Origin of the sequence: Methylobacterium oryzihabitans, from assembly GCF_004004555.2 — a bacterium.
Lineage (GTDB): Bacteria > Pseudomonadota > Alphaproteobacteria > Rhizobiales > Beijerinckiaceae > Methylobacterium > Methylobacterium oryzihabitans.
On the sequence record NZ_SACP01000019.1, the window covers coordinates 90754 to 108557 of the forward strand.

18 protein-coding genes are annotated in these 17804 nt (G+C 71.3%); 10 read left to right on the forward strand and 8 right to left on the reverse strand.

Translation table 11 applies throughout. The features are described 5' to 3' along the window. Positions 1-673: 673 nt before the first annotated feature. Positions 674-1960 carry a GGDEF domain-containing protein gene (locus EOE48_RS18775; protein WP_246154602.1) on the forward strand — a complete coding sequence of 429 codons (1287 nt, stop codon included), beginning with the start codon at positions 674-676 and terminating at the stop codon, positions 1958-1960. Between the two features lie 11 nt (positions 1961-1971). Here EOE48_RS18775 and EOE48_RS18780 read toward each other — a convergent pair whose 3' ends face one another. From EOE48_RS18780 to EOE48_RS18800, 5 genes are all read right to left on the reverse strand, one after another. After that, positions 1972-2997 carry an ABC transporter ATP-binding protein gene (locus EOE48_RS18780; RefSeq protein ID WP_127731957.1) on the reverse strand — a complete coding sequence of 342 codons (1026 nt, stop codon included), beginning with the start codon at positions 2995-2997 and terminating at the stop codon, positions 1972-1974. Next, complete coding sequence (locus EOE48_RS18785; RefSeq protein WP_246154589.1) at positions 2994-4013, reverse strand: ABC transporter ATP-binding protein; 1020 nt, start codon at positions 4011-4013, stop codon at positions 2994-2996. The genes EOE48_RS18780 and EOE48_RS18785 overlap by 4 nt, the downstream gene beginning before the upstream one ends. An 8-nt stretch (positions 4014-4021) precedes the next feature. After that, a complete protein-coding gene (locus EOE48_RS18790) occupies positions 4022-4990 on the reverse strand; it encodes an ABC transporter permease (protein ID WP_127731959.1) in 969 nt (322 codons plus the stop codon). A 14-nt stretch (positions 4991-5004) separates the two neighbouring features. Continuing rightward, the gene (locus EOE48_RS18795) at positions 5005-5985 is read right to left on the reverse strand and encodes an ABC transporter permease (protein WP_127731961.1); all 981 of its coding nucleotides are present in this window, start codon (positions 5983-5985) and stop codon (positions 5005-5007) included. A gap of 187 nt (positions 5986-6172) precedes the next feature. Next, positions 6173-7810, reverse strand: a complete 1638-nt coding sequence (locus EOE48_RS18800) for an ABC transporter substrate-binding protein (protein ID WP_127731963.1) — start codon at positions 7808-7810, stop codon at positions 6173-6175. Between the two features lie 317 nt (positions 7811-8127). On the opposite strand from EOE48_RS18800, the gene EOE48_RS18805 reads away from it, so the two are divergent. From EOE48_RS18805 to EOE48_RS18825, 5 genes are all read left to right on the forward strand, one after another. After that, positions 8128-9297 (forward strand): M20 aminoacylase family protein, encoded by a 1170-nt coding sequence (locus tag EOE48_RS18805; protein ID WP_127731965.1) that lies wholly within the window; start codon positions 8128-8130, stop codon positions 9295-9297. 332 nt (positions 9298-9629) lie between these two features. Then, entirely contained in the window at positions 9630-11186 is a 1557-nt protein-coding gene (gene rpoN, locus EOE48_RS18810; RefSeq protein WP_127731967.1) for an RNA polymerase factor sigma-54, read from the forward strand. Positions 11187-11469: 283 nt separating this feature from the next. Continuing rightward, positions 11470-12057, forward strand: coding sequence for a ribosome hibernation-promoting factor, HPF/YfiA family (hpf, locus tag EOE48_RS18815; protein WP_127731969.1), 588 nt, complete (start codon positions 11470-11472; stop codon positions 12055-12057). A gap of 83 nt (positions 12058-12140) precedes the next feature. Then, positions 12141-12605 carry a PTS IIA-like nitrogen regulatory protein PtsN gene (gene ptsN / locus EOE48_RS18820; protein WP_127731971.1) on the forward strand — a complete coding sequence of 155 codons (465 nt, stop codon included), beginning with the start codon at positions 12141-12143 and terminating at the stop codon, positions 12603-12605. Beyond that, positions 12605-12931 carry a hypothetical protein gene (locus EOE48_RS18825; RefSeq protein WP_127731973.1) on the forward strand — a complete coding sequence of 109 codons (327 nt, stop codon included), beginning with the start codon at positions 12605-12607 and terminating at the stop codon, positions 12929-12931. The genes ptsN and EOE48_RS18825 overlap by 1 nt, the downstream gene beginning before the upstream one ends. 6 nt (positions 12932-12937) lie before the next feature. Here the strand turns inward: EOE48_RS18825 and EOE48_RS18830 are convergent, their stop codons facing one another. From EOE48_RS18830 to ftsE, 3 genes are all read right to left on the reverse strand, one after another. Continuing rightward, positions 12938-13666: a YdcF family protein gene (locus EOE48_RS18830; RefSeq protein WP_127731975.1), complete on the reverse strand. Its 729-nt coding sequence runs from the start codon at positions 13664-13666 to the stop codon at positions 12938-12940. Positions 13667-13772: 106 nt separating this feature from the next. Beyond that, positions 13773-14723 (reverse strand): cell division protein FtsX, encoded by a 951-nt coding sequence (locus EOE48_RS18835; RefSeq protein WP_127731977.1) that lies wholly within the window; start codon positions 14721-14723, stop codon positions 13773-13775. 37 nt (positions 14724-14760) lie between these two features. Next, entirely contained in the window at positions 14761-15459 is a 699-nt protein-coding gene (gene ftsE, locus EOE48_RS18840) for a cell division ATP-binding protein FtsE (protein WP_127731979.1), read from the reverse strand. 136 nt (positions 15460-15595) lie between these two features. Here ftsE and EOE48_RS30385 point away from each other — a divergent pair, with 136 nt between their 5' ends. The 4 genes from EOE48_RS30385 to EOE48_RS18855 all read left to right on the forward strand — a co-directional run bounded on the left by EOE48_RS30385 (position 15596) and on the right by EOE48_RS18855 (position 17447). Beyond that, complete coding sequence (locus EOE48_RS30385; protein WP_342791862.1) at positions 15596-15817, forward strand: zinc-ribbon domain-containing protein; 222 nt, start codon at positions 15596-15598, stop codon at positions 15815-15817. 36 nt (positions 15818-15853) lie between these two features. Next, positions 15854-16312, forward strand: coding sequence for a DUF3426 domain-containing protein (locus EOE48_RS30390; protein WP_342791863.1), 459 nt, complete (start codon positions 15854-15856; stop codon positions 16310-16312). Beyond that, positions 16309-16881, forward strand: coding sequence for a hypoxanthine phosphoribosyltransferase (gene hpt, locus EOE48_RS18850; RefSeq protein WP_127731981.1), 573 nt, complete (start codon positions 16309-16311; stop codon positions 16879-16881). Before EOE48_RS30390 ends, hpt begins: the two co-directional genes overlap by 4 nt. Positions 16882-17054: 173 nt before the next feature. Continuing rightward, positions 17055-17447 carry a response regulator gene (locus EOE48_RS18855; protein ID WP_127731983.1) on the forward strand — a complete coding sequence of 131 codons (393 nt, stop codon included), beginning with the start codon at positions 17055-17057 and terminating at the stop codon, positions 17445-17447. The last annotated feature ends 357 nt before the right edge of the window (positions 17448-17804 follow it).

Sequence of the window (17804 nt, forward strand, 5' to 3'; positions counted from 1 at the left end):
ATTCCGTGTCATACCAACGGCCCAAGATGCTGACGCATCAGCTTCGATCTCGGGCAAGCCCGAGATCGACAGGCCATTGATCCATCTCGAATTTTCGATGCCGAGCCCGGACGTTCGGGATCTTGGGCTTGACGACAATTCGAGAACGGAACCAACGCTCGTTTTCAACGACCGTCGGTATCATACGAAATCCGATTGATCGCTTCGAGATGCGGATTTCGGCTTCGCTCAAGCGCCGCGCGGGCTGATGATACGATTTTCGGAACTGATCGTCCGAAAATCGTATCACACCCGGGAGGGGGGATCCCGCGCCTGGACATTCGACCGTGCGATCAGTCGTTTAGAGCCGGCTTCCGTTTCGAGGCGCCCGGTCCCTCGACCTGGACGACCGGAGGCCGCGGATCGGGCGGCCGTCTCGGCGCAGCCGGCGTTGCGCAAAACCTCGTCCGCGACCTCGCTCGATGAATTTTTGCCGGGCTCACGGCACCGGTCATCCAATCTTAATCCGCGTTCCTCACCGTGCGACACGATGGGCCGAAGGTGGCAAGCGCCTGCGATGCGGAGCAACACCGAATCACGCGACGCGAAGGACGACCGTCAACCTGCGATCCGTGATGCCGAGGCGGTGATCGCGTTCCTGGACCAGATCCGGAACGGATTGGCCTTGCAGGGAGTGCTCCTGTTCGGCCTGGAAGGGCTCGCGCCGCTTTGGGCCGGGCGCGGCGCGGCCGCATCGCCCGAGGTCGCGGCGCTGTGCCGGGCCGTCGCGGGCGACCGCGTCCGGATCGTTGCGGATCTCGGCGCCGCGCCCGGCCCAAAGCGGCGCGACCACCCGGCGGTGGCCGGTCCGCCGGGATGCCGTTTCCTCGCGACGCAGCCCCTCGGGGACGGATCCGGCGTCCTCGCCCTGGTGGACGACCGCCCGCGCCGCCTGTCGGATGCCGAGCGCAGGCGTTTCGCCGGCTTCGCCGATGCCCTGGCCTGTCTCGCCGGTGCCTTGCGCACGGTCACGGCGTTGCGGGCGGCCCTCGACGAGCAGGGGCGGGCCCTGGCCCATAGCCGCAAGATCTTCGACCGCGCCTCGGCGGCGGCGCGGATCGGGGTCTGGGAGTGCAGCCTGCCGGACGAGTCCCTGACCTGGACCGATCAGGTCTACGCGATGTTCGACCTGCCCCGCGACGCCCCCCTCGATCGCAACCGGATCGTCGGCTGCTACACCCCGCTCTCGCGGGCCGCGCTGACCGCGATGCGCAACCAAGCCATCGCCGAACGCGGCGGCTTCAGCCTTGATGCCGAGATCGTCACGCCCCTGGGTCGTCGGCGCTGGATCCGCATCAACGCGGTGGTGGAAGCCGAGGACGAGGCCCCGGTGCGCATCTTCGGGATGAAGCAGGACATCACCGAGGAGAAGCTCCTCGCCGACCGGACCCGCTATCTGGCCGAGTTCGACACCCTGACCGGCCTGTCCAACCGGGCGACATTCCAGGCGCGGTGCGCCGACTTCGACCAGTCCCCGCCGGGGCGCCGGCCCTTCGCCGCCCTGCTGCTGGTCGACCTCGACGGCTTCAAGCCGGTGAACGACACACTCGGGCATGCCGCCGGCGATGCCTGTCTGGTCGAGATCGCGACACGGCTCCGGACGGTCTGCCGCGACGGCGACGCGGTGGCGCGGATCGGCGGGGACGAGTTCGCCATCCTGCTGCGCACGGCCCCGCCCGGCCACGCCGAGGAGACGGCCGGGCGCCTCGTCGCCGCCCTGCAGCGGCCGATCGCCTGGGGCGGCCGGGTCTTCGCAGTGGGGGCCTCGATCGGCGTCGCCCATGCCGGCCGCCGATCGTCGGCGGAGCTGTTCTCGGCGGCGGATGCGGCGCTCTACGCGGCCAAGGGGGAGGGCCGCGGACGCTTCCGGGTCGCCGCCGGAGACGAGCCCCGCGGCGCCGAGCCCCTGGACGCCGCCTGACGGTCGTCCCCCTACGCCACCGCCTGCATCCCCGGCACCAGACGCCCCTCGTGCACCGCGTGGCACGCCACCCCGTCCTTGAACGGCGGCACCTCGGCGACGCAGCGCGCGTTGGCGAACGGGCAGCGCGGGTGGAAGGTGCAGCCGGAGGGCGGGTCGATCGGGTTGGGGATCTCGCCCTGGACCGGGATGCGCTGGCGGCCGGTGTGGCTCATGTCCGGCACCGCGTCGAGCAGCATCCGGGTGTAGGGGTGCTTCGGCGTCGCGAACAGCTCGCGCCCGCCGCCGATCTCGACGAGGCGGCCGAGATACATCACGCCGATCCGGCTCGCCATGTGGCGGACCACGGCGAGGTTGTGGCTGATGAACAGGTAGGTCAGGCCGAAGCGGTCCTGAAGGTCGCGCATCAGGTTGAGGATCTGCGCCTGGACCGAGACGTCGAGGGCCGAGGTTGGCTCGTCGGCGACCAGGAACTCGGCGTTGGAGGCGAGCGCCCGCGCGATGGCGATGCGCTGGCGCTGCCCGCCCGAGAAGGCGTGCGGGTACTTGCGGCCGTCGTCCGGGTGCAGGCCGACCAGCGTCAGCAGTTCGCCGACCCGGGCCTGGATCTCGCGCTCGCCGCGGATCAGGTCGAAGGCGCGGATCGGCTCGGCGATGATCCGGTCGACCCGCCAGCGCGGGTTCATCGAGGCGTAGGGGTCCTGGAAGATCATCTGGATCCGCCGGCGCAACTGGCGCCGGGCGGCCGCGGCCCGCGGGTCGGTCATCGACACGCCGGCGATCGCGACCTCGCCGTCGGAGGGCGGCAGCAGGCCGACCACCATCCGGGCGACGGTGGACTTGCCGGAACCCGATTCGCCGACGACCGCGAAGGTCTCGCCCTTGGCGACCTCGAAGCTGACGCCGTCGACGGCGCGCAGGATCTGGCGCGGCTGGCGCTCGATCATCCGGTTGAGCCAGGGCCGCGACACGTCGAACAGCCGGCGCAGGTTCTGGACCCGGACGTAGTCGTCCTGGCGGGGAAACGGAGGCGTCATGCGGCGGCTTGTCCGGACTCGTCGTAGAGGTGGCAGGCGACCCGGTGCGAGCCGACCGGCAGCGGCTCCGGCCGCTCCACGGTGCAGCGCGAAAACACCTTCGGGCAGCGCGGGTTGAAGGCGCAGCCGGGCGGGATCGCCGAGAGGCGCGGCATCGATCCGGGGATCTGCGCCAGCCGTTCGGCGGAATGGGCGAGCGTCGGGATCGCCCCCATCAGGCCCTTGGCGTAGGGGTGGAGCGGGTCGCCCACCACCGCGTCGACCGGCCCGATCTCCGCGACCCGGCCGGCATACATCACCGCGACCCGGTCGGCGGCCTCGGCGATGACGCCCATGTCGTGGGTGATGAGCATCACGGCGGTGCCGTGGTCGCGCCCGAGCCGCTTGAGCAGCGCGATGATCTGGGCCTGGACCGAGACGTCGAGGGCGGTCGTCGGCTCGTCGGCGATGATGAGTTCGGGCTCGGCGGCGAGCGCCAGCGCGATGACGACGCGCTGGCGCATGCCGCCGGAGAACTCGTGCGGGTAGCCGTCGATGCGCCGCTCCGGCGCCGGGATGCCGACCTCGGCGAGCAGGTCGATCGCCCGCTGGCGCGCCGCCCTGGCCGAGAGGTCGGTGTGGGTGCGGATCGTCTCCTCGATCTGCCGGCCGACCCGGTAGAGCGGGTTGAGGCTGGTCAGCGGGTCCTGGAAGATCATGCCGATGCGCCGGCCGCGCATCTGCCGCATCCGCTCCGGGGGCAGGTCGTCGATGCGCTCGCCGCCCAGACGGATCTCGCCGCCGGCGATGCGGCCGGGCGGGTCGATCAGCCCGATCACCGCCGAGCCGGTGACCGACTTGCCGGCGCCGGACTCGCCGACGACGCCCAGCACCTCGCCGCGGGCGATGTCGAACGACACGTCGTCGATGGCGGTGAGCACGCCGCGGCGGGTGGCGAACTCGACCCGCAGGTTGCGGACCGAGAGGATCGGGGCGGAGGACGCGGGAGGAGGGATCATCTCGGGGGGAGGGGGCATGGACACGGTCACTGGAGCTTCGGGTTCAGCGCGTCGCGCAGCCAGTCGCCGAGCAGGTTGATCGCCAGGACGAGGCCGGCGAGCGCGAGGCCCGGGAAGGCGACGATCCACCACTCGCCCGAGAACAGGAAGCGGTTGCCGGTGCGGATCAGGGTGCCCAGCGAGGGCATCGTCTCGGGCAGGCCGGTGCCGAGGAACGACAGCGTCGCCTCGGTGATGATCGCGAGCGCGAGGTTGATGGTGGCGATGACGAAGACCGGGCCGGTTACGTTGGGCAGGATGTGGCGGGTCAGGATCACCGGCGCCGACAGGCCGATGAGGCGCCCGGCCTGGACGTAGTCCTTGTTCTTCTCGACCATCACCGAGCCGCGCACGGTGCGGGCGTACTGGACCCAGAACGACAGCCCGATCGCCACGATGATGAGGGCGAGCTGGGCGTCGACGTCCATGTGGGCGCCGGCCACCGCCTTGGCGACGCCGTCGACCACGAGGGCGATGAGGATCGCCGGGAAGGTGAGCTGCACGTCGGCGACCCGCATGATGATCGTGTCGACGAAGCCGCCGACATAACCGGCGATCAGCCCGAGCCCGATGCCCAGCGTCCCCGACACGACGACGCCCAGCACCCCGATGAACAGCGACAGGCGCATGCCGTAGAACACCGCCGAGAGCACGTCGCGGCCCTGGTCGTCGGTGCCGAGCCAGAACGGCGCCTGCCCGTCCGCCGCCCAGATCGGTGGCAGGCTGGCATTCATCAGTTCGAGCTGGGCCGGGTCGTAGGGGTTCTGCGGCGAGATCCACGGCGCCAGCACCGCGACCGCGAAGAACAGCACGGTGGCGACGAAGGCCGCCATCGCGAGCTTGGAGCGCCGGAAGCTGGCGTAGAGGTCGGAATCGAGGAAGCGGGCGAGGCGCGAGGCCGGGCGCGGCGCCGCCTCCGGCAGCGTCGCGGGGGTGGTGGGGGCGGTGGTGGCCATGGAGGGCTCCGCGATCAGGCCGGACGTCGCACGGCGACGCGCAGGCGCGGATCGACGACGGTGTAGAGGATGTCGACCACGAGGTTGATCGAGACGAAGATCAGCGCGACGAGCAGCAGGTAGGCGGCCATGATCGGCACGTCGACGTTCTGCACCGCCTGGACGAACAGCAGGCCCATGCCGGGCCACTGAAAGACCGTCTCGGTGATGATCGAGAACGCGATGATCGAGCCGAGCTGGAGCCCGGCCACGGTGATGACCGGCACCAGCGTGTTCTTGAGCGCGTGGCCGAAATGGATCGACCGGGTGGTGAGGCCCCGCGCCCGGGCGAAGCGGATGTAGTCGGTGCGCAGCACCTCCAGCATCTCGGCCCGCACCAGCCGCATGATGAGCGTCATCTGGAACAGCCCGAGGGTGATCGAGGGCAGGATCAGCGCGCGCAGGCCGGACGCGGTGAGGAAGCCGGTGGTCCACCAGCCGAGCCGCACGGTGTCGCCGCGCCCGAAGGAGGGCAGCCAGCCCAGCGTCACCGAGAACAGGAAGATCAGCAGGATGCCGATCAGGAAGGTCGGCAGGCTGACGCCGACGAGCGACACGACCTGGAACAGCTTGGCCAGCGCGCCGTCGCGGCGCAGGGCCGAGTACACGCCCATCAGGATGCCGAAGACCAGGGCGAACACGGTCGCGCACAGCGCGAGTTCCAGGGTCGCGGGCATCCGCTCGGCGATGAGCGACGAGACCGGCTGGCGGAACTGGTACGAGTTGCCGAACTGCCCGCGCAGCGCGTTGCCGACGTAGCGGGCGAACTGCACAACGACCGGGTCGTCGAGGCCGAGGCTCTCGCGGATCTGGAGCCGCTCGGCGTAGGGAGTGTCGGGGCCGACGAGCTGGTTCACCGGGTCGCCGGCGAAGCGGAACATCGAGAAGGCGATCAGCCCGACCGCGAGCAGAACCCCGATGGATTGCAGCGCGCGGCGGAGGACGAAGGCGAGCATGGCGGGTGAGACATCCCGGTCTTGAGCGGGAACGGCCGGGCGTGAGGCCCGGCCGCTGGCACCGACGGACGAACCGCCTAGAGCACTTCACGATCGCGCGGCAACCGCGAAGCTCTCTAGGTCTTTGATTCTGGCGCATTTTCTTCAACGAAACGGTATCCGCTTCGTCGGAAAATGCTCTGGCGGATCACTGGTCCTTCTTGACCCAGTACAGCATCATCTGGTCGTCGGCGCGCGGCGCGACCTTGACCTTCTTCGACACGCCCCAGGCCAGGGCCTGCTGGTGCAGCGGGATGTAGCCCCAGTCGTTCTGGATGATCTCGTAGGCCTGCTTGATCATCAGGTTGCGGGCCTCCTGATCGGTCTCGCGCTCGATCTTGTCGGTCAGCTCGTCCACCTTCGGGTTGCAGTAATTGCCGAGGTTGGTCGTGCCGCGCGCCGAGCCCTTGTCGCCGCGGCAGCCGGCGATCTCGAACAGGATGTTGTGCGAATCCTGCGACGACGGCGTCCAGCCGAGCAGGTAGAACGAGGTGTCGAAGTTCGGCTTGAGCACCTTGGCGAAGTACTTCGCCTTCGGCTGGGCGATGAGGTTGACCTTGATGCCGACGCGGGCGAGCATCGAGGTGATGGCCTGGCAGATCGCCTCGTCGTTGACGTAGCGGTCGTTCGGGCAGTCGAGGGGCACCTCGAAGCCGTTGGGGTAGCCGGCCTCGGCGAGCAGCGCCTTGGCGCGGTTGGGGTCGTAGCCCGGGCGCTTGAACTCGCCGGCCAGCGAGAACAGCGGCGGGGCGATCAGCAGGGCGGCGGCGCTGGCCTGCCCGCGCATCACCCGCTTGACGATCGCGTCCTCGTCGATGGCGCGGTAGAACGCCTCGCGCACCCGCACGTCCTTGAACGGGTTCTTGCCCTTGACGTTGGAGCCGCGCAGCTCGTCGCTGCTCTGGTCCATGCCGAGGAAGATCGTGCGCAGCTCCGGCGACGAGATCACCTCGGTGCCGGCATTGCCGTTGACCCGGCTCTGGTCCTGGAGCGGCACCGGCTCGATCCAGTCGACCTCGCCCGACAGCAGGGCGGCGACCCGCGTGGCGTCGTTGCCGATGGTGGTGAACACCGCCTCGTCGAGGTTGGACTCGACCGGGCCCCAATAGTTCGGGTTGCGCTTGAACACCGTGCGCACGCCGGGCTGGTGCTCGGTGATGATGAACGGGCCGGTGCCGTTGGCGTTGAGCGCGGCGTAGCTCGGGGTCGTGGCGGCGGCCGGCGTGGGCTTCAGGGCGTCGTGCTTCTCGGCCCAGGTCTTCGACATGATGTACCAGCTGCCGAACTGGTAATGCGCGATCGGGTTCGGCGTCTTGAGCACCATGTCGACGGTGGTGTCGTCGACCTTCACGAAGGTGGCGTCGCCCGGGACGTTGGTCTGGAAGTTCGAGCCCGGCGCCCGCACCCGCTCGGCGGAGAAGATCACGTCGTCGGCGGTGAAGGGCGAGCCGTCGTGGAACTTGACGTTCTTGCGCAGGTGGAAGCGGTAGCGGGTCGGCTCCGGCATCTCCCACTTCTCGGCGAGGCCGGGGATGAACTTGAGGTCCTTGTCGCGGGTGATGAGCGACTCGTAGACCGCGCCGTGGGCCGCGATCGTGAACGTCTCCTTGAGGGTGTAGGGGTCGAGGGACTTGATGTCGCCCTGGAACGCGAAGCGGAAGGTCGTGGCGGCCGCGGCCGGCAGGGGCGCGGTGGCCGCGAGCGCCGCCGCGACGGCGGCGGAGGCGGCGAGGCGCGACAGGACCGAGCGGGTCTTCACCAGGGACCGAGTCTTCACCAGGGACATGGACGGACGAACTCCGGGAGGCGCGAAAGGTCCGATTGGACGCTACGGACACGGGCAATGCAACCCCAGGGCATGGATCGACCCCGGGCCAGCAGGCGGGCCGCGACGACCCGCTCCCCTCCGCAGCAAGAGCAGGGCCAGCCATGATGCGACGCCCTGCCGCATAACCTCAAGTCGTGCCGGAGCCGGCGCAAGCGCCGGGATCGTATGCGGATCCTCCCGGCGGCCATGCCCGCGGGGCGGTTGACCGCACCGGCGGCCTTCGGCTTGCATGCGCGCACGCGGCGGTTGTCCGCCCGCCCTTCCGGAACCACACCATGCCTGTCGTCAACCGCATCGCCGCCCTCACCGACGAGATCACCGCCTGGCGGCGCGACTTCCACCAGCACCCCGAACTGCTGTTCGCTGTCGACCGCACCGCCGGTCTCGTCGCCGAGCGGCTGCGGGCCTTCGGCTGCGACGAGGTCGTGACCGGGATCGGCCGCACCGGCGTCGTCGGGGTGATCCGCGGCCGTCAGGCCGGGTCGGGCCGCACCGTCGGCCTGCGCGCCGACATGGACGCGCTGCCGATCGAGGAGGCGACCGACGTCGCCTACCGCTCGACGGTGAAGGGCAAGATGCACGCCTGCGGCCACGACGGCCACACCGCGATGCTGCTCGGCGCCGCCAAGTACCTCGCCGAGACCCGCAACTTCGACGGCACCGCCATCGTGATCTTCCAGCCCGCCGAGGAGGGCGGCGGCGGCGGCGACGCGATGGTGAAGGACGGGCTGATGGAGCGCTTCGGCATCCAGGAGGTCTACGGCCTGCACAACAAGCCCGGCCTGCCGCTCGGCAGCTTCGCGATCCGGCCCGGCCCGATGATGGCGGCGGCCGACCGCTTCGTCATCGAGATCGAGGGCCGCGGCGGCCACGCGGCGGCGCCGCACGACTGCATCGACACGGTACTGGTCTCGGCCCACGTCATCACGGCGCTGCAGTCGATCGCCTCGCGCAACGTCGATCCGGTCAAGTCCGCGGTGGTCTCCGTCACCACGATGCATGCGGGCGACGCCTTCAACGTCATCCCCCAGACCGCGACGCTCACCGGCACGGTGCGCTGCCTCGACGAGGCGGTCCGCGACCTGTGCGAGGCCCGGCTCGGCGCCGTCGCCGAGAGCGTCGCGGCGGCCTTCGGCGCCACCGCCCGCACCGCCTACCACCGCGGCTACCCGGTGACCGAGAACCACCCCGATCAGGCCGCCTTCATGGCCGACGTCGCCGCCGAGGTGTCGGGCGAGGCCCTGGTCGACCGGACCTCGCCGCCGCTGATGGGCGCCGAGGATTTCTCCTACATGCTCAACCGGCGGCCGGGCGCCTACATCTTCATGGGCACCGGCGACGGCCCGGGCCTGCACCACCCCGCCTACGACTTCAACGACGCCGCCACCCCCTACGGCGTGTCGCTGTGGGCGCGGCTGATCGAGCGAGCGATGCCGGCGGCCTGACGCTCCGGCGTGCGGGGATCGTCTCTCCGCACGCCCGGCCCCCGGAGGGTGAATCGACGATGATCGCGACGGGTCGCGGACCGGACGATCATGTCAGCGTTTCCTAACCGACGACTGGGATGACCCTGCGTCCCCGGCGACCAGGACTGGCGCCGCACCGCGCCGCGGGGCATGGTGGCCTGCCTGCGACGCCGTGAGGCACGGGCCAACCGGTCGCGGGCAATCGACGGCTTTGACGGATGCCGAGGTTCGGTCTAGATCTGTAATACGTTAATCGAAGCAAGAATCGTGCCGGCCTCGGCGGGTATGCGCCGTGTGCCGTGGGGTGGCTGATGGGATTGCTGCAACGGCTCGAGATGCGCCAGGGACAGGCCCTGGTGATGACGCCGCAACTCCTGCAGGCGATCAAGCTCTTGCAATTGTCCCACCTCGACCTCGCGACCTACGTCGATGCCGAGCTGGAGCGCAACCCGCTGCTGGAGCGGGCCGAGGTCGAGGCGCACGAGCCGGCCGACGCCCGCGGCGAGGCGGCCGACGCCCGCGAGGACGGCGGAAGCGCGGACGGCTTCGACGGCGAGCCCGCGGCCGAGCCGTGGCTGTCGCACGACCTCAACCCGAGCCGCAGCGAGATCGAGGGCGACCTCGGCACCCGCCTCGACAACGTCTTTCCCGACGAGGGGCCGGCGATGCGCGAGGCACCGGGGGGCGAGGGCCTCTCGCTCACGCCCGCGCCGTGGGGCAGCGCCGGCGGCAGCTTCGACGGCGAGGCGCCGGACTTCGAGGCGAGCCTCACCGTCGAATCGTCCCTGCGCGAGCATCTGGCGGCGCAGCTCGACCTCGCCACCCGCGACCCGGTCGAGCGGCTGATCGGCGGTTTCCTCATCGACGCGGTCGACGAGGCCGGCTACCTGCGCGAGGATCTGCCGGCGCTCGCCGGGCGCTTCGGCGTGCCGCTGACGACGATCGAGCGGGTGCTCGGCCTCGTCCAGACCTTCGATCCCTCCGGGGTCGGCGCCCGCGACCTCGCCGAGTGCCTCGCGATCCAGTTGCGCGAGCACGACCGCTTCGACCCGGCGATGGCGGCCCTGGTCTCGCGCCTCGATCTCGTCGCCAAGCGCGACTTCGCCGCCCTGCGCCGGCTGTGCGGGGTCGACGACGACGACCTCGCCGACATGCTCGCCGAGCTGCGCCGGCTCGATCCCAAGCCCGGCCGGGCCTTCGGCAGCGGCCCGGTCGAGGTGCTGGTGCCCGACGTGTTCGTGCGCCCGGCCCCGGACGGGTCGTGGCTGGTCGAGCTCAACAGCGAGGCGCTGCCGCGGGTGCTCGTCAACCAGAGCTACTACGCGACGGTCGCCCGCGGGGCGAAGACCGACACCGACAAGGCGTTCCTGTCGGACTGCCTCCAGACCGCCAACTGGCTCACCCGCAGCCTGGAGCAGCGCGCCCGCACCATCCTGAAGGTGGCGAGCGAGATCGTCCGCCAGCAGGACGGGTTCTTCGTCAACGGCGTCGCCCACCTGCGGCCGCTCAACCTCAAGACCGTCGCCGACGCGATCGGCATGCACGAATCCACCGTCTCGCGGGTGACCTCGAACAAGTCGATCGGCACCAGCCGCGGCACCTTCGAGATGAAGTACTTCTTCACCGCGGCGATTCCCGGCGCCGCCGGGGCCGCGGCGCATTCCTCCGAGGCGGTGCGCTACCGCATCAAGCAGCTCATCGACGCCGAGCCGGCCAACGACGTGCTCTCCGACGACGCGCTGGTGCAGCGCCTGCGGACCGAGGGCGTCGACATCGCCCGCCGCACCGTCGCCAAGTACCGCGAGAGCCTGCGGATCCCCTCCTCGATCGAGCGCCGGCGCGAGCGCTCGGCGATGGCGGCGCGCTGAGGCGGTCGGCCGTCGGGGCCTCGACCGCGGCGCCCGAACCCTCCCCCGCACTGGGGGGAGGGTTGGCACGGTACGGAAACGGAATTCCCGCTCCGTAAAAATTCGGCAACGGCATCAGACCCTTGGAAGGCGGTTTCGATTTTTGGTCAGGCCCGTTCTCCGCGCCCCGGCCGCCGCTCGCGTTGACTTCACCTTCCGGCATTCATAGCTCTTCGAGGGCAGCGGTCCGGTTCGGATGCGTCGCTCCGGATCGCGGCGGGATCACAACAGCCGGAGGGAGCTCATGGCAGCGTTGCGGGTGACGGGTCGCGGTGTGGACCTTGGGGAAGCCCTGAGGACACGCGTCGAGGACCGCATGGCGTCCACGCTCTCGAAATACTTCGACGGGGGCTATCACGGCCATGTCACGGTCGGCCGCGACGGCAGCGCCTACCGCACGGAATGCGTGCTGCACCTCACCTCCGGCATCACCCTCGAAGCCTCCGGCAACGCCCAGGACGCTCCCGCGAGCTTCGAGCAGACCGCCGACCGCATCGAGAAGCGCCTGCGGCGCTACAAGCAGCGCCTGAAGGCCCACGCCAACGGCGGCAACGGCCACGCCAAGGAGACCGGCCCGCTGCCGGCGCTGGAGGCGGCCTATTCGGTGTTCGAGGCCCCCGAGGAGGACAGCGGCGACCATCCCCCGGTGATCGCCGAAAGCACCCGCTCGCTCCATCGGCGCTCGGTCAGCGAGGCGGTGGTCGAGCTCGACCTGACCGGGGCCCCGGTTCTCGTCTTCGTTCACGCTGGCACGGAGCGGGTCAACGTCGTATATCGTCGGAGCGACGGCGCGATCGGATGGATCGATCCGCCGGAACGCGGCACACCGTGACCGGTTCGGACCCGGCCCACGGATTGCCTCTGGGTGGAGTCAGTGCGGGATGATCCGTCCCGCCGGTAGAGGCAGCGGTCTCGATGCCATTGCTGGAATTCCTCAAGCCGGAGGCAGTCCTCCCGGCGCTGCGGGCGCAGGGGAAGAAGCAGGTTCTCCAGGAACTGGCCGCCCAGGCGGCCAGGCACCTGCCGGACCTCGACGAGCGGGAGATCTTCGAGACGCTGCTCCAGCGCGAGCGTCTCGGCTCCACCGGCATCGGCGAGGGCGTGGCGATCCCCCATGGCAAGCTGCCGGGCCTCGACCAGCTCTTCGGGCTCGTCGCCCGGCTCGAGCGTCCGGTGGATTTCGAGGCCCTCGACGGCCAGCCGGTCGACATCGCCTTCCTGCTGCTCGCCCCGGAAGGCGCGGGGGCGGACCATCTCAAGGCGCTGGCCCGGGTCGCCCGGGTCCTGCGCGAACCGGGCATCCTCGACCGGATCCGCGCCGCCCGGGACGGCGACGCCCTCTACGCCCTGCTGACCCAGTCGCCGGCGCGGGCGGCGTGATGCGCGCGACCGCGATGGCCGGCGGGCTCGCGCTCGCCCTGCTCGCGCCCGTCCTCCCGGCGGCGGCCGCCGACGGCACCTGCGCCCGCGACCTCCTGGTGGCGCAGTCGTCGCAGAGGGTGGCGATCGACCGCCTCGAGACCCTCGGCGACAGCGAGGCCGACCGCTGCCGCGGCTGGCGCCAGCACGTCGACACGATGCGCCGCGCCGCCGCGGTCTACGGCCGCTGCCTCACCGGGCCGGAACGGGCCGGGCGGCTGGAGCAGGTCCAGGGCCAGGAACGCGAGTTCAGCGCCATGCTGCAGACCCGCTGCAAGGGCCGCTGAGAGGGATCACCGCTCCAGCGGGCCCGCGACCTTGACCGGATGGCCGCGGCTCATCAGGTAGGCGGCCCGCGAACCCTCCGGGTCGGTCTCGATCCGGATCCGCATCCAGGCGACCAGGAACTTCACGTATTCGGAGGCGAGCAGCCGCGCCGCCGACGGGTGGCGCCACCAGGCGGAGAAGTCGAACCCCTCCGGCACCACCGGGTGCGGCACGATGCGGTCGTTGGCGGCCAGGGCGTGGTCGAGTTCGAGCAGCGTGCGCGGCATGTGGTAGTTCGAGGTCACCACCGCGACCGAGCGGAAGCCGTTGTCGCGCATCCAGCGCCGGGTCTCGATCGCGTTGCCGATCGTGTTGCGGGCCCGGTAGTCGAGGTCGACGCAGCAGGCGATGAGGTGGTGCTGGCCCGGGTTGAGCCGGGCGATCTCGTCGCGGCTGGTGCGCTCGTTGACGCCGCTGATGAGCAGGCGCCGGCCGTAGCCGCCGGCGAGCAGGTCGATCGCGTCCTCGATGCGCTGGGCGCCGCCCGTCAGCGCCACGATGCCGTCGGCCCGGGCCGAGGGCCGCTGCTCGGTGCGCGCCACGTCGGCGACGAAGACCAGGAAGCCGGCGCCGAGCGCCAGCGCCGCCGCGGCGCCCAGGGCGAGGACCCCGAGCCCGGCCGTGCGCATCCAGCCGCCGCGGCGTGCCGGCGCCTCGCCGGTCCAATCCCCCGCATCGGCGGTTCGCAACTTCATCCGGCGCTTCATCCGCGGGCCATCGTGGCGTGAGAGGATAGTGCCGATTGCGGCGGCCGAGAGGCAACCCCCGGCCGCCCGGTTCGTTCGCGGCCCGGCCCCCGGTTCAGGCGAGGAAGCGCCGCACGGTCAGGCGCGAGACCACGCCGGTGACGACCGAGGCGATCACCCCGATCAGCACCACGCTGGCATAGCCGCGCCACGAGATCTCGAACCCGCCGAACAGCGCCTCGATCTCGTCGCCCGCCGGGCTCGCCCGCCACAGCCGCGCGAGCCACGCCGCCAGCGCCAGCAGCGCCAGGGCGGCGCCGGCCCCGACCGCGCCGCCGCGCAGGCCGAGGCGGAAGAACCGGCGCTGGAACTCGCGGGCGATGTAGTCGTCGCCGGCACCGACGAAGTGCAGCACCTCGACGACCTCGCGGTTGCCCGCCATCGCGCCGCGGGTCGCGAAGGTGACGGCGAGGCCGGTCGCCACCAGCACCAGCGCGACGACGCCGACGCCGATGCCCACGAAGGTGTGCGCCATGGTCGAGAGCCGCGACAGCCACAGGGCGTGGTCGTCGAGGCTCGCGGCGCCCGGCAGCGCCTCGGCGAGGCGGGCGCGCAGGGCCGGCAGGTCGGCCGGGGTCCCGGCCCCGGCGAGCCGCACGGTGATGAGCCGCGGCACCGGCAACTCGCCGAGATCGAGCCCGCTGCCGAGCCACGGCTCCAGCAGGTGCTCGGATTCCGTCTTGCTCAGCGCGCGGGTGCCGGCGATGCCGGGCGCCTCCTTCGCCAGGGCGACCGCGCGGGCGACGTCGGCCTCGGTGTCCCGGCCCGGGCCCGGCCGGACCTGGATCGTGACCTCCTGCGAGACCGCGCCCTGCCACTGCGCCGCGCTCGACGCGACGATCTCGGCGGCCCCGGCGCAGAGCGCGGCGAGGAAGGTGAGGATCGCGATCACCGCCGCCAGCGCCCGGCTGGCGCTGCCGTCGGTCGGCACCAGCGGGGCGTTGCGGCGCAGCGATTGCGGCAGGGCGGCCGGCTCGGCCGGCGCCCGCTCCGGGCCGGCGCTCATCGCGCGGCCCCGCGGCGGGAGGGAAGGGGAGGCCGCATCAGCCCTCGATCCGCAGGTGGTTGTTGCCGAGGACGAAGCGGCGGGCGTCGACGAGATCCATCAGGGCGTGGTCGTGGGTGGCGATCAGCACCGAGGTGCCGAGGCGGTTGAGTTCGATGAACAGGCGCAGCAGCCGGCGGCCGAGCTGCGGGTCGACGTTGCCGGTCGGCTCGTCGGCGAGCAGCAACTCGGGCCGCGCGATCAGCGCCCGGGCGATGGCGGCGCGCTGCTTCTCCCCGCCCGACAGCAGCGGCGGCAGGACGTGCATGCGCTCGCCCAGGCCCACCCAGCGCAGCAGCTCCACCACCTCGGCCCGGTAGCTCGTCTCGGCCCGGCCCTGCACCCGCAGCGGCAGGGCGACATTCTCGTAGGTGGTGAGGTGGTCGAGCAGGCGGAAATCCTGAAACACCACGCCCATGCGCCGGCGCAGGCCGGTGAGGCGCTGGCTCGAGATGCCGCTGACCTCCTCGCCGAACAGCGAGACGAGGCCGCGGCTCGGCCGGGCCGAGAGCAGGATCAGCCGCAGCAGCGTCGTCTTGCCGGCGCCCGACGGCCCGGTGAGGAACTGGAACGAGTGCGGGGCGATCGCGAAGCTGACGTCGCTCAGCACCTCGGGGCCGACGCCGTAGCGCATGCCGACGTTCTCGAACCGGACCACCGACTCGTCGGCCCCTGACAGGAGGCTGCCCCCGCTCACCCGATCCGCTCCGGCTCTCGCCCCACGCTGCGCATCCCCTGATCCGTGCTGATGATTCGCGCGGCTTTACCACGCATTAAGCCTGCGGCGGGAGCGTGGGGCTGCGGGGCCGTGCCGCGCCCCGTCCTGATTCGCCATGCTGATCGTCTGTCCGTCCTGCGCCAGCGAGTACACGCTCGACCCCGACCGCATCGGCCCGGGCGGGCGGACCGTGCGCTGCGCCGCCTGCCGCGAGCCGTGGTTCGTGCCGCCGCCGGAGGCCGCCTCCGCGATCCTGTCGCCGCCCGGGGAGGCGGTCAACACCGCCGGGGCCGCGCCGCCGGCCCGGCGTCCGGGCCGCGGCCGGGGCCGGGCCTAAGGCGCCCGGCACCGGGGGCGGGGGGCGCTCGCCGCCCTGCTCGTCCTGGCCGCGGCGGGGGCGGCCGTGCTCGGCCGGGAGCCGGTGGTGCGCGCCCTGCCCCAGACGGCGAGGCTGTATGCCGCGGCCGGCCTGCCGGTGAACCTGCGCGGGCTCGCCCTGCGCGACGTCGCGGCCTACCAGGTCCCGGCCGGACCCGGCGGAGCGGGCCGGCTCGTGGTCGAGGGCGACGTGGTCGGGGCCGCGGCGGCGCCCCGCCCGGTGCCGCCGATCGCCGTCGAGATCCGCGACGAGGCCGACCGGATTCTGTACCGCTGGACGGCCGAGCCGCCGCGGGCGGTGCTGGAGCCGCAGGAGCGCGCGCGCTTCCGCGCCGAGCTGTCGGCGCCCCCCGCCCGCGGCCAGCGCGTCGTGATCCGCTTTGCCGCGGTTGACACCGGCGAAACTCCCGTCAGCCTTGCGTCGGCGTCCCCCGCGCACGAAGAGGTCCGATGAGTTCCACCCTGCCCCGCGTCCGCGTCCTGTTCGACGAGGCCGCCATCGCCGCCCGCAACGAGGAGATGGCACGGTCCATCGCCGGCGAGCCGCTGAAGGATCTGCTCGTCGTCGCGGTGCTCAAGGGCAGCTTCATGTTCGCCGCCGACCTGATCCGGGCGCTGCACCGGGCCGGCCTCGCCCCGCAGGTCGAGTTCATCCACCTGTCGAGCTACCGCACCTCGACGGTGTCGTCCGGGCAGGTCGAGATCCTGCGCGACGTCGAGAGCGAGGTGCGCGGCCGCGACGTGCTGCTGATCGACGACGTGCTCGAATCCGGCCGCACCCTCGTCTACGCCAAGGATCTGCTGATGGCCCGCGGCGCCCGGCGCGTGATGACGGCGGTGCTGCTCGAGAAGCCCGGCAAGCGTGCGGTCACGATCGACGCCGACTACGTCGGCTTCGTCTGCCCGGACGTGTTCGTGGTCGGCTACGGCATGGACGTCGCCCATGCGTTCCGGCAACTGCCCTTCGTCGGGCTGGTCGATTACGGTGGCGGCGAGGCCGACCTGTTCGACGGCGGCCGGTGACGCGATGTCCGGACGGTGACGTGCGGAAATCGTGTCGCAGCCGGCGCGGCGTTCGCGCGAAGCCCGTCGGAACGGGTGATTTCGGTGCGCCGGGAACCTAGGCCGCAGCGTGAACTTGACCTAGGTTGATAAACGATCGCCGCTGCGATCCCGGAGGCCGAGAGACGAGACCCATGGCGCGCATCCTGCTGGTCGACGACGAGGAGCCGATCCGCGGCTTCCTGAAGCGCGGTCTCGAGATGGACGGGCATTCGGTCGTGACCGCCATCGACGGCAGCGACGGCCTCGACCGCCTCACCGAAGCCGAAGGCGCCTTCGACCTGCTGCTGACCGACATCCGCATGCCGCTGATGGACGGCATCGCCCTGGCGCTCGCGGCCAAGCGCGACTTCCCGCTGCTGACGATCCTGCTGATGACCGGCTTCGCCGACCAGCGCGAACGCGCCCGCGGCCTCGACGCGATCGTCTCGGACGTGCTGACGAAGCCGTTCACCCTCGCCGACATGCGCGCGATGGTGAAGCGGGTGCTCGCAGGCAGCCGCGAGGCGAGCTTCGCCGCCCGTTGAGGGCGACCCGGTGAGGGCGACGCCTCATACGATTTCCGATCGATCGCTTCGCGATGCGGAAATCGACTTCGCTCAAGCGCCGCGCGGGCTTGTGATACGAAACCCGGAAGCGATCTTCCGGATTTCGTATCAGTTGCTTACCGGCACGGCCGTCCCTTGCGGATGAAACGGGGCGGCGGTCATCTGCCCCCTTTGCATTCGTCGAAAGCGGCATTCGGTGTGGCAGGACTCCCCTCTCCCACTCGGGAGAGGGGATCCCGCGTTCAGAAATTACTCATCAAGTCAGTCACTTGGAGACAGTTTCTATTTAGTCGTCGCGGTAGACCCGCTCCCGGCGCTCGTGCCGCTCCTGCGCCT

Coding starts and splice junctions, on each gene's coding strand:
- EOE48_RS18825 (WP_127731973.1), top strand. CDS start 12,605: ATGCGCGCGACCGCGATGGCCGGCGGGCTCGCGCTCGCCCTGCTCGCG.
- EOE48_RS18830 (WP_127731975.1), bottom strand. CDS start 13,666: ATGAAGTTGCGAACCGCCGATGCGGGGGATTGGACCGGCGAGGCGCCG.
- EOE48_RS18780 (WP_127731957.1), bottom strand. CDS start 2,997: ATGACGCCTCCGTTTCCCCGCCAGGACGACTACGTCCGGGTCCAGAAC.
- EOE48_RS18785 (WP_246154589.1), bottom strand. CDS start 4,013: ATGCCCCCTCCCCCCGAGATGATCCCTCCTCCCGCGTCCTCCGCCCCG.
- EOE48_RS18790 (WP_127731959.1), bottom strand. CDS start 4,990: ATGGCCACCACCGCCCCCACCACCCCCGCGACGCTGCCGGAGGCGGCG.
- EOE48_RS30385 (WP_342791862.1), top strand. CDS start 15,596: ATGCTGATCGTCTGTCCGTCCTGCGCCAGCGAGTACACGCTCGACCCC.
- EOE48_RS18855 (WP_127731983.1), top strand. CDS start 17,055: ATGGCGCGCATCCTGCTGGTCGACGACGAGGAGCCGATCCGCGGCTTC.
- hpt (WP_127731981.1), top strand. CDS start 16,309: ATGAGTTCCACCCTGCCCCGCGTCCGCGTCCTGTTCGACGAGGCCGCC.
- EOE48_RS18805 (WP_127731965.1), top strand. CDS start 8,128: ATGCCTGTCGTCAACCGCATCGCCGCCCTCACCGACGAGATCACCGCC.
- EOE48_RS18800 (WP_127731963.1), bottom strand. CDS start 7,810: ATGTCCCTGGTGAAGACTCGGTCCCTGGTGAAGACCCGCTCGGTCCTG.
- hpf (WP_127731969.1), top strand. CDS start 11,470: ATGGCAGCGTTGCGGGTGACGGGTCGCGGTGTGGACCTTGGGGAAGCC.
- ptsN (WP_127731971.1), top strand. CDS start 12,141: ATGCCATTGCTGGAATTCCTCAAGCCGGAGGCAGTCCTCCCGGCGCTG.
- EOE48_RS18835 (WP_127731977.1), bottom strand. CDS start 14,723: ATGAGCGCCGGCCCGGAGCGGGCGCCGGCCGAGCCGGCCGCCCTGCCG.
- rpoN (WP_127731967.1), top strand. CDS start 9,630: ATGGGATTGCTGCAACGGCTCGAGATGCGCCAGGGACAGGCCCTGGTG.
- EOE48_RS18795 (WP_127731961.1), bottom strand. CDS start 5,985: ATGCTCGCCTTCGTCCTCCGCCGCGCGCTGCAATCCATCGGGGTTCTG.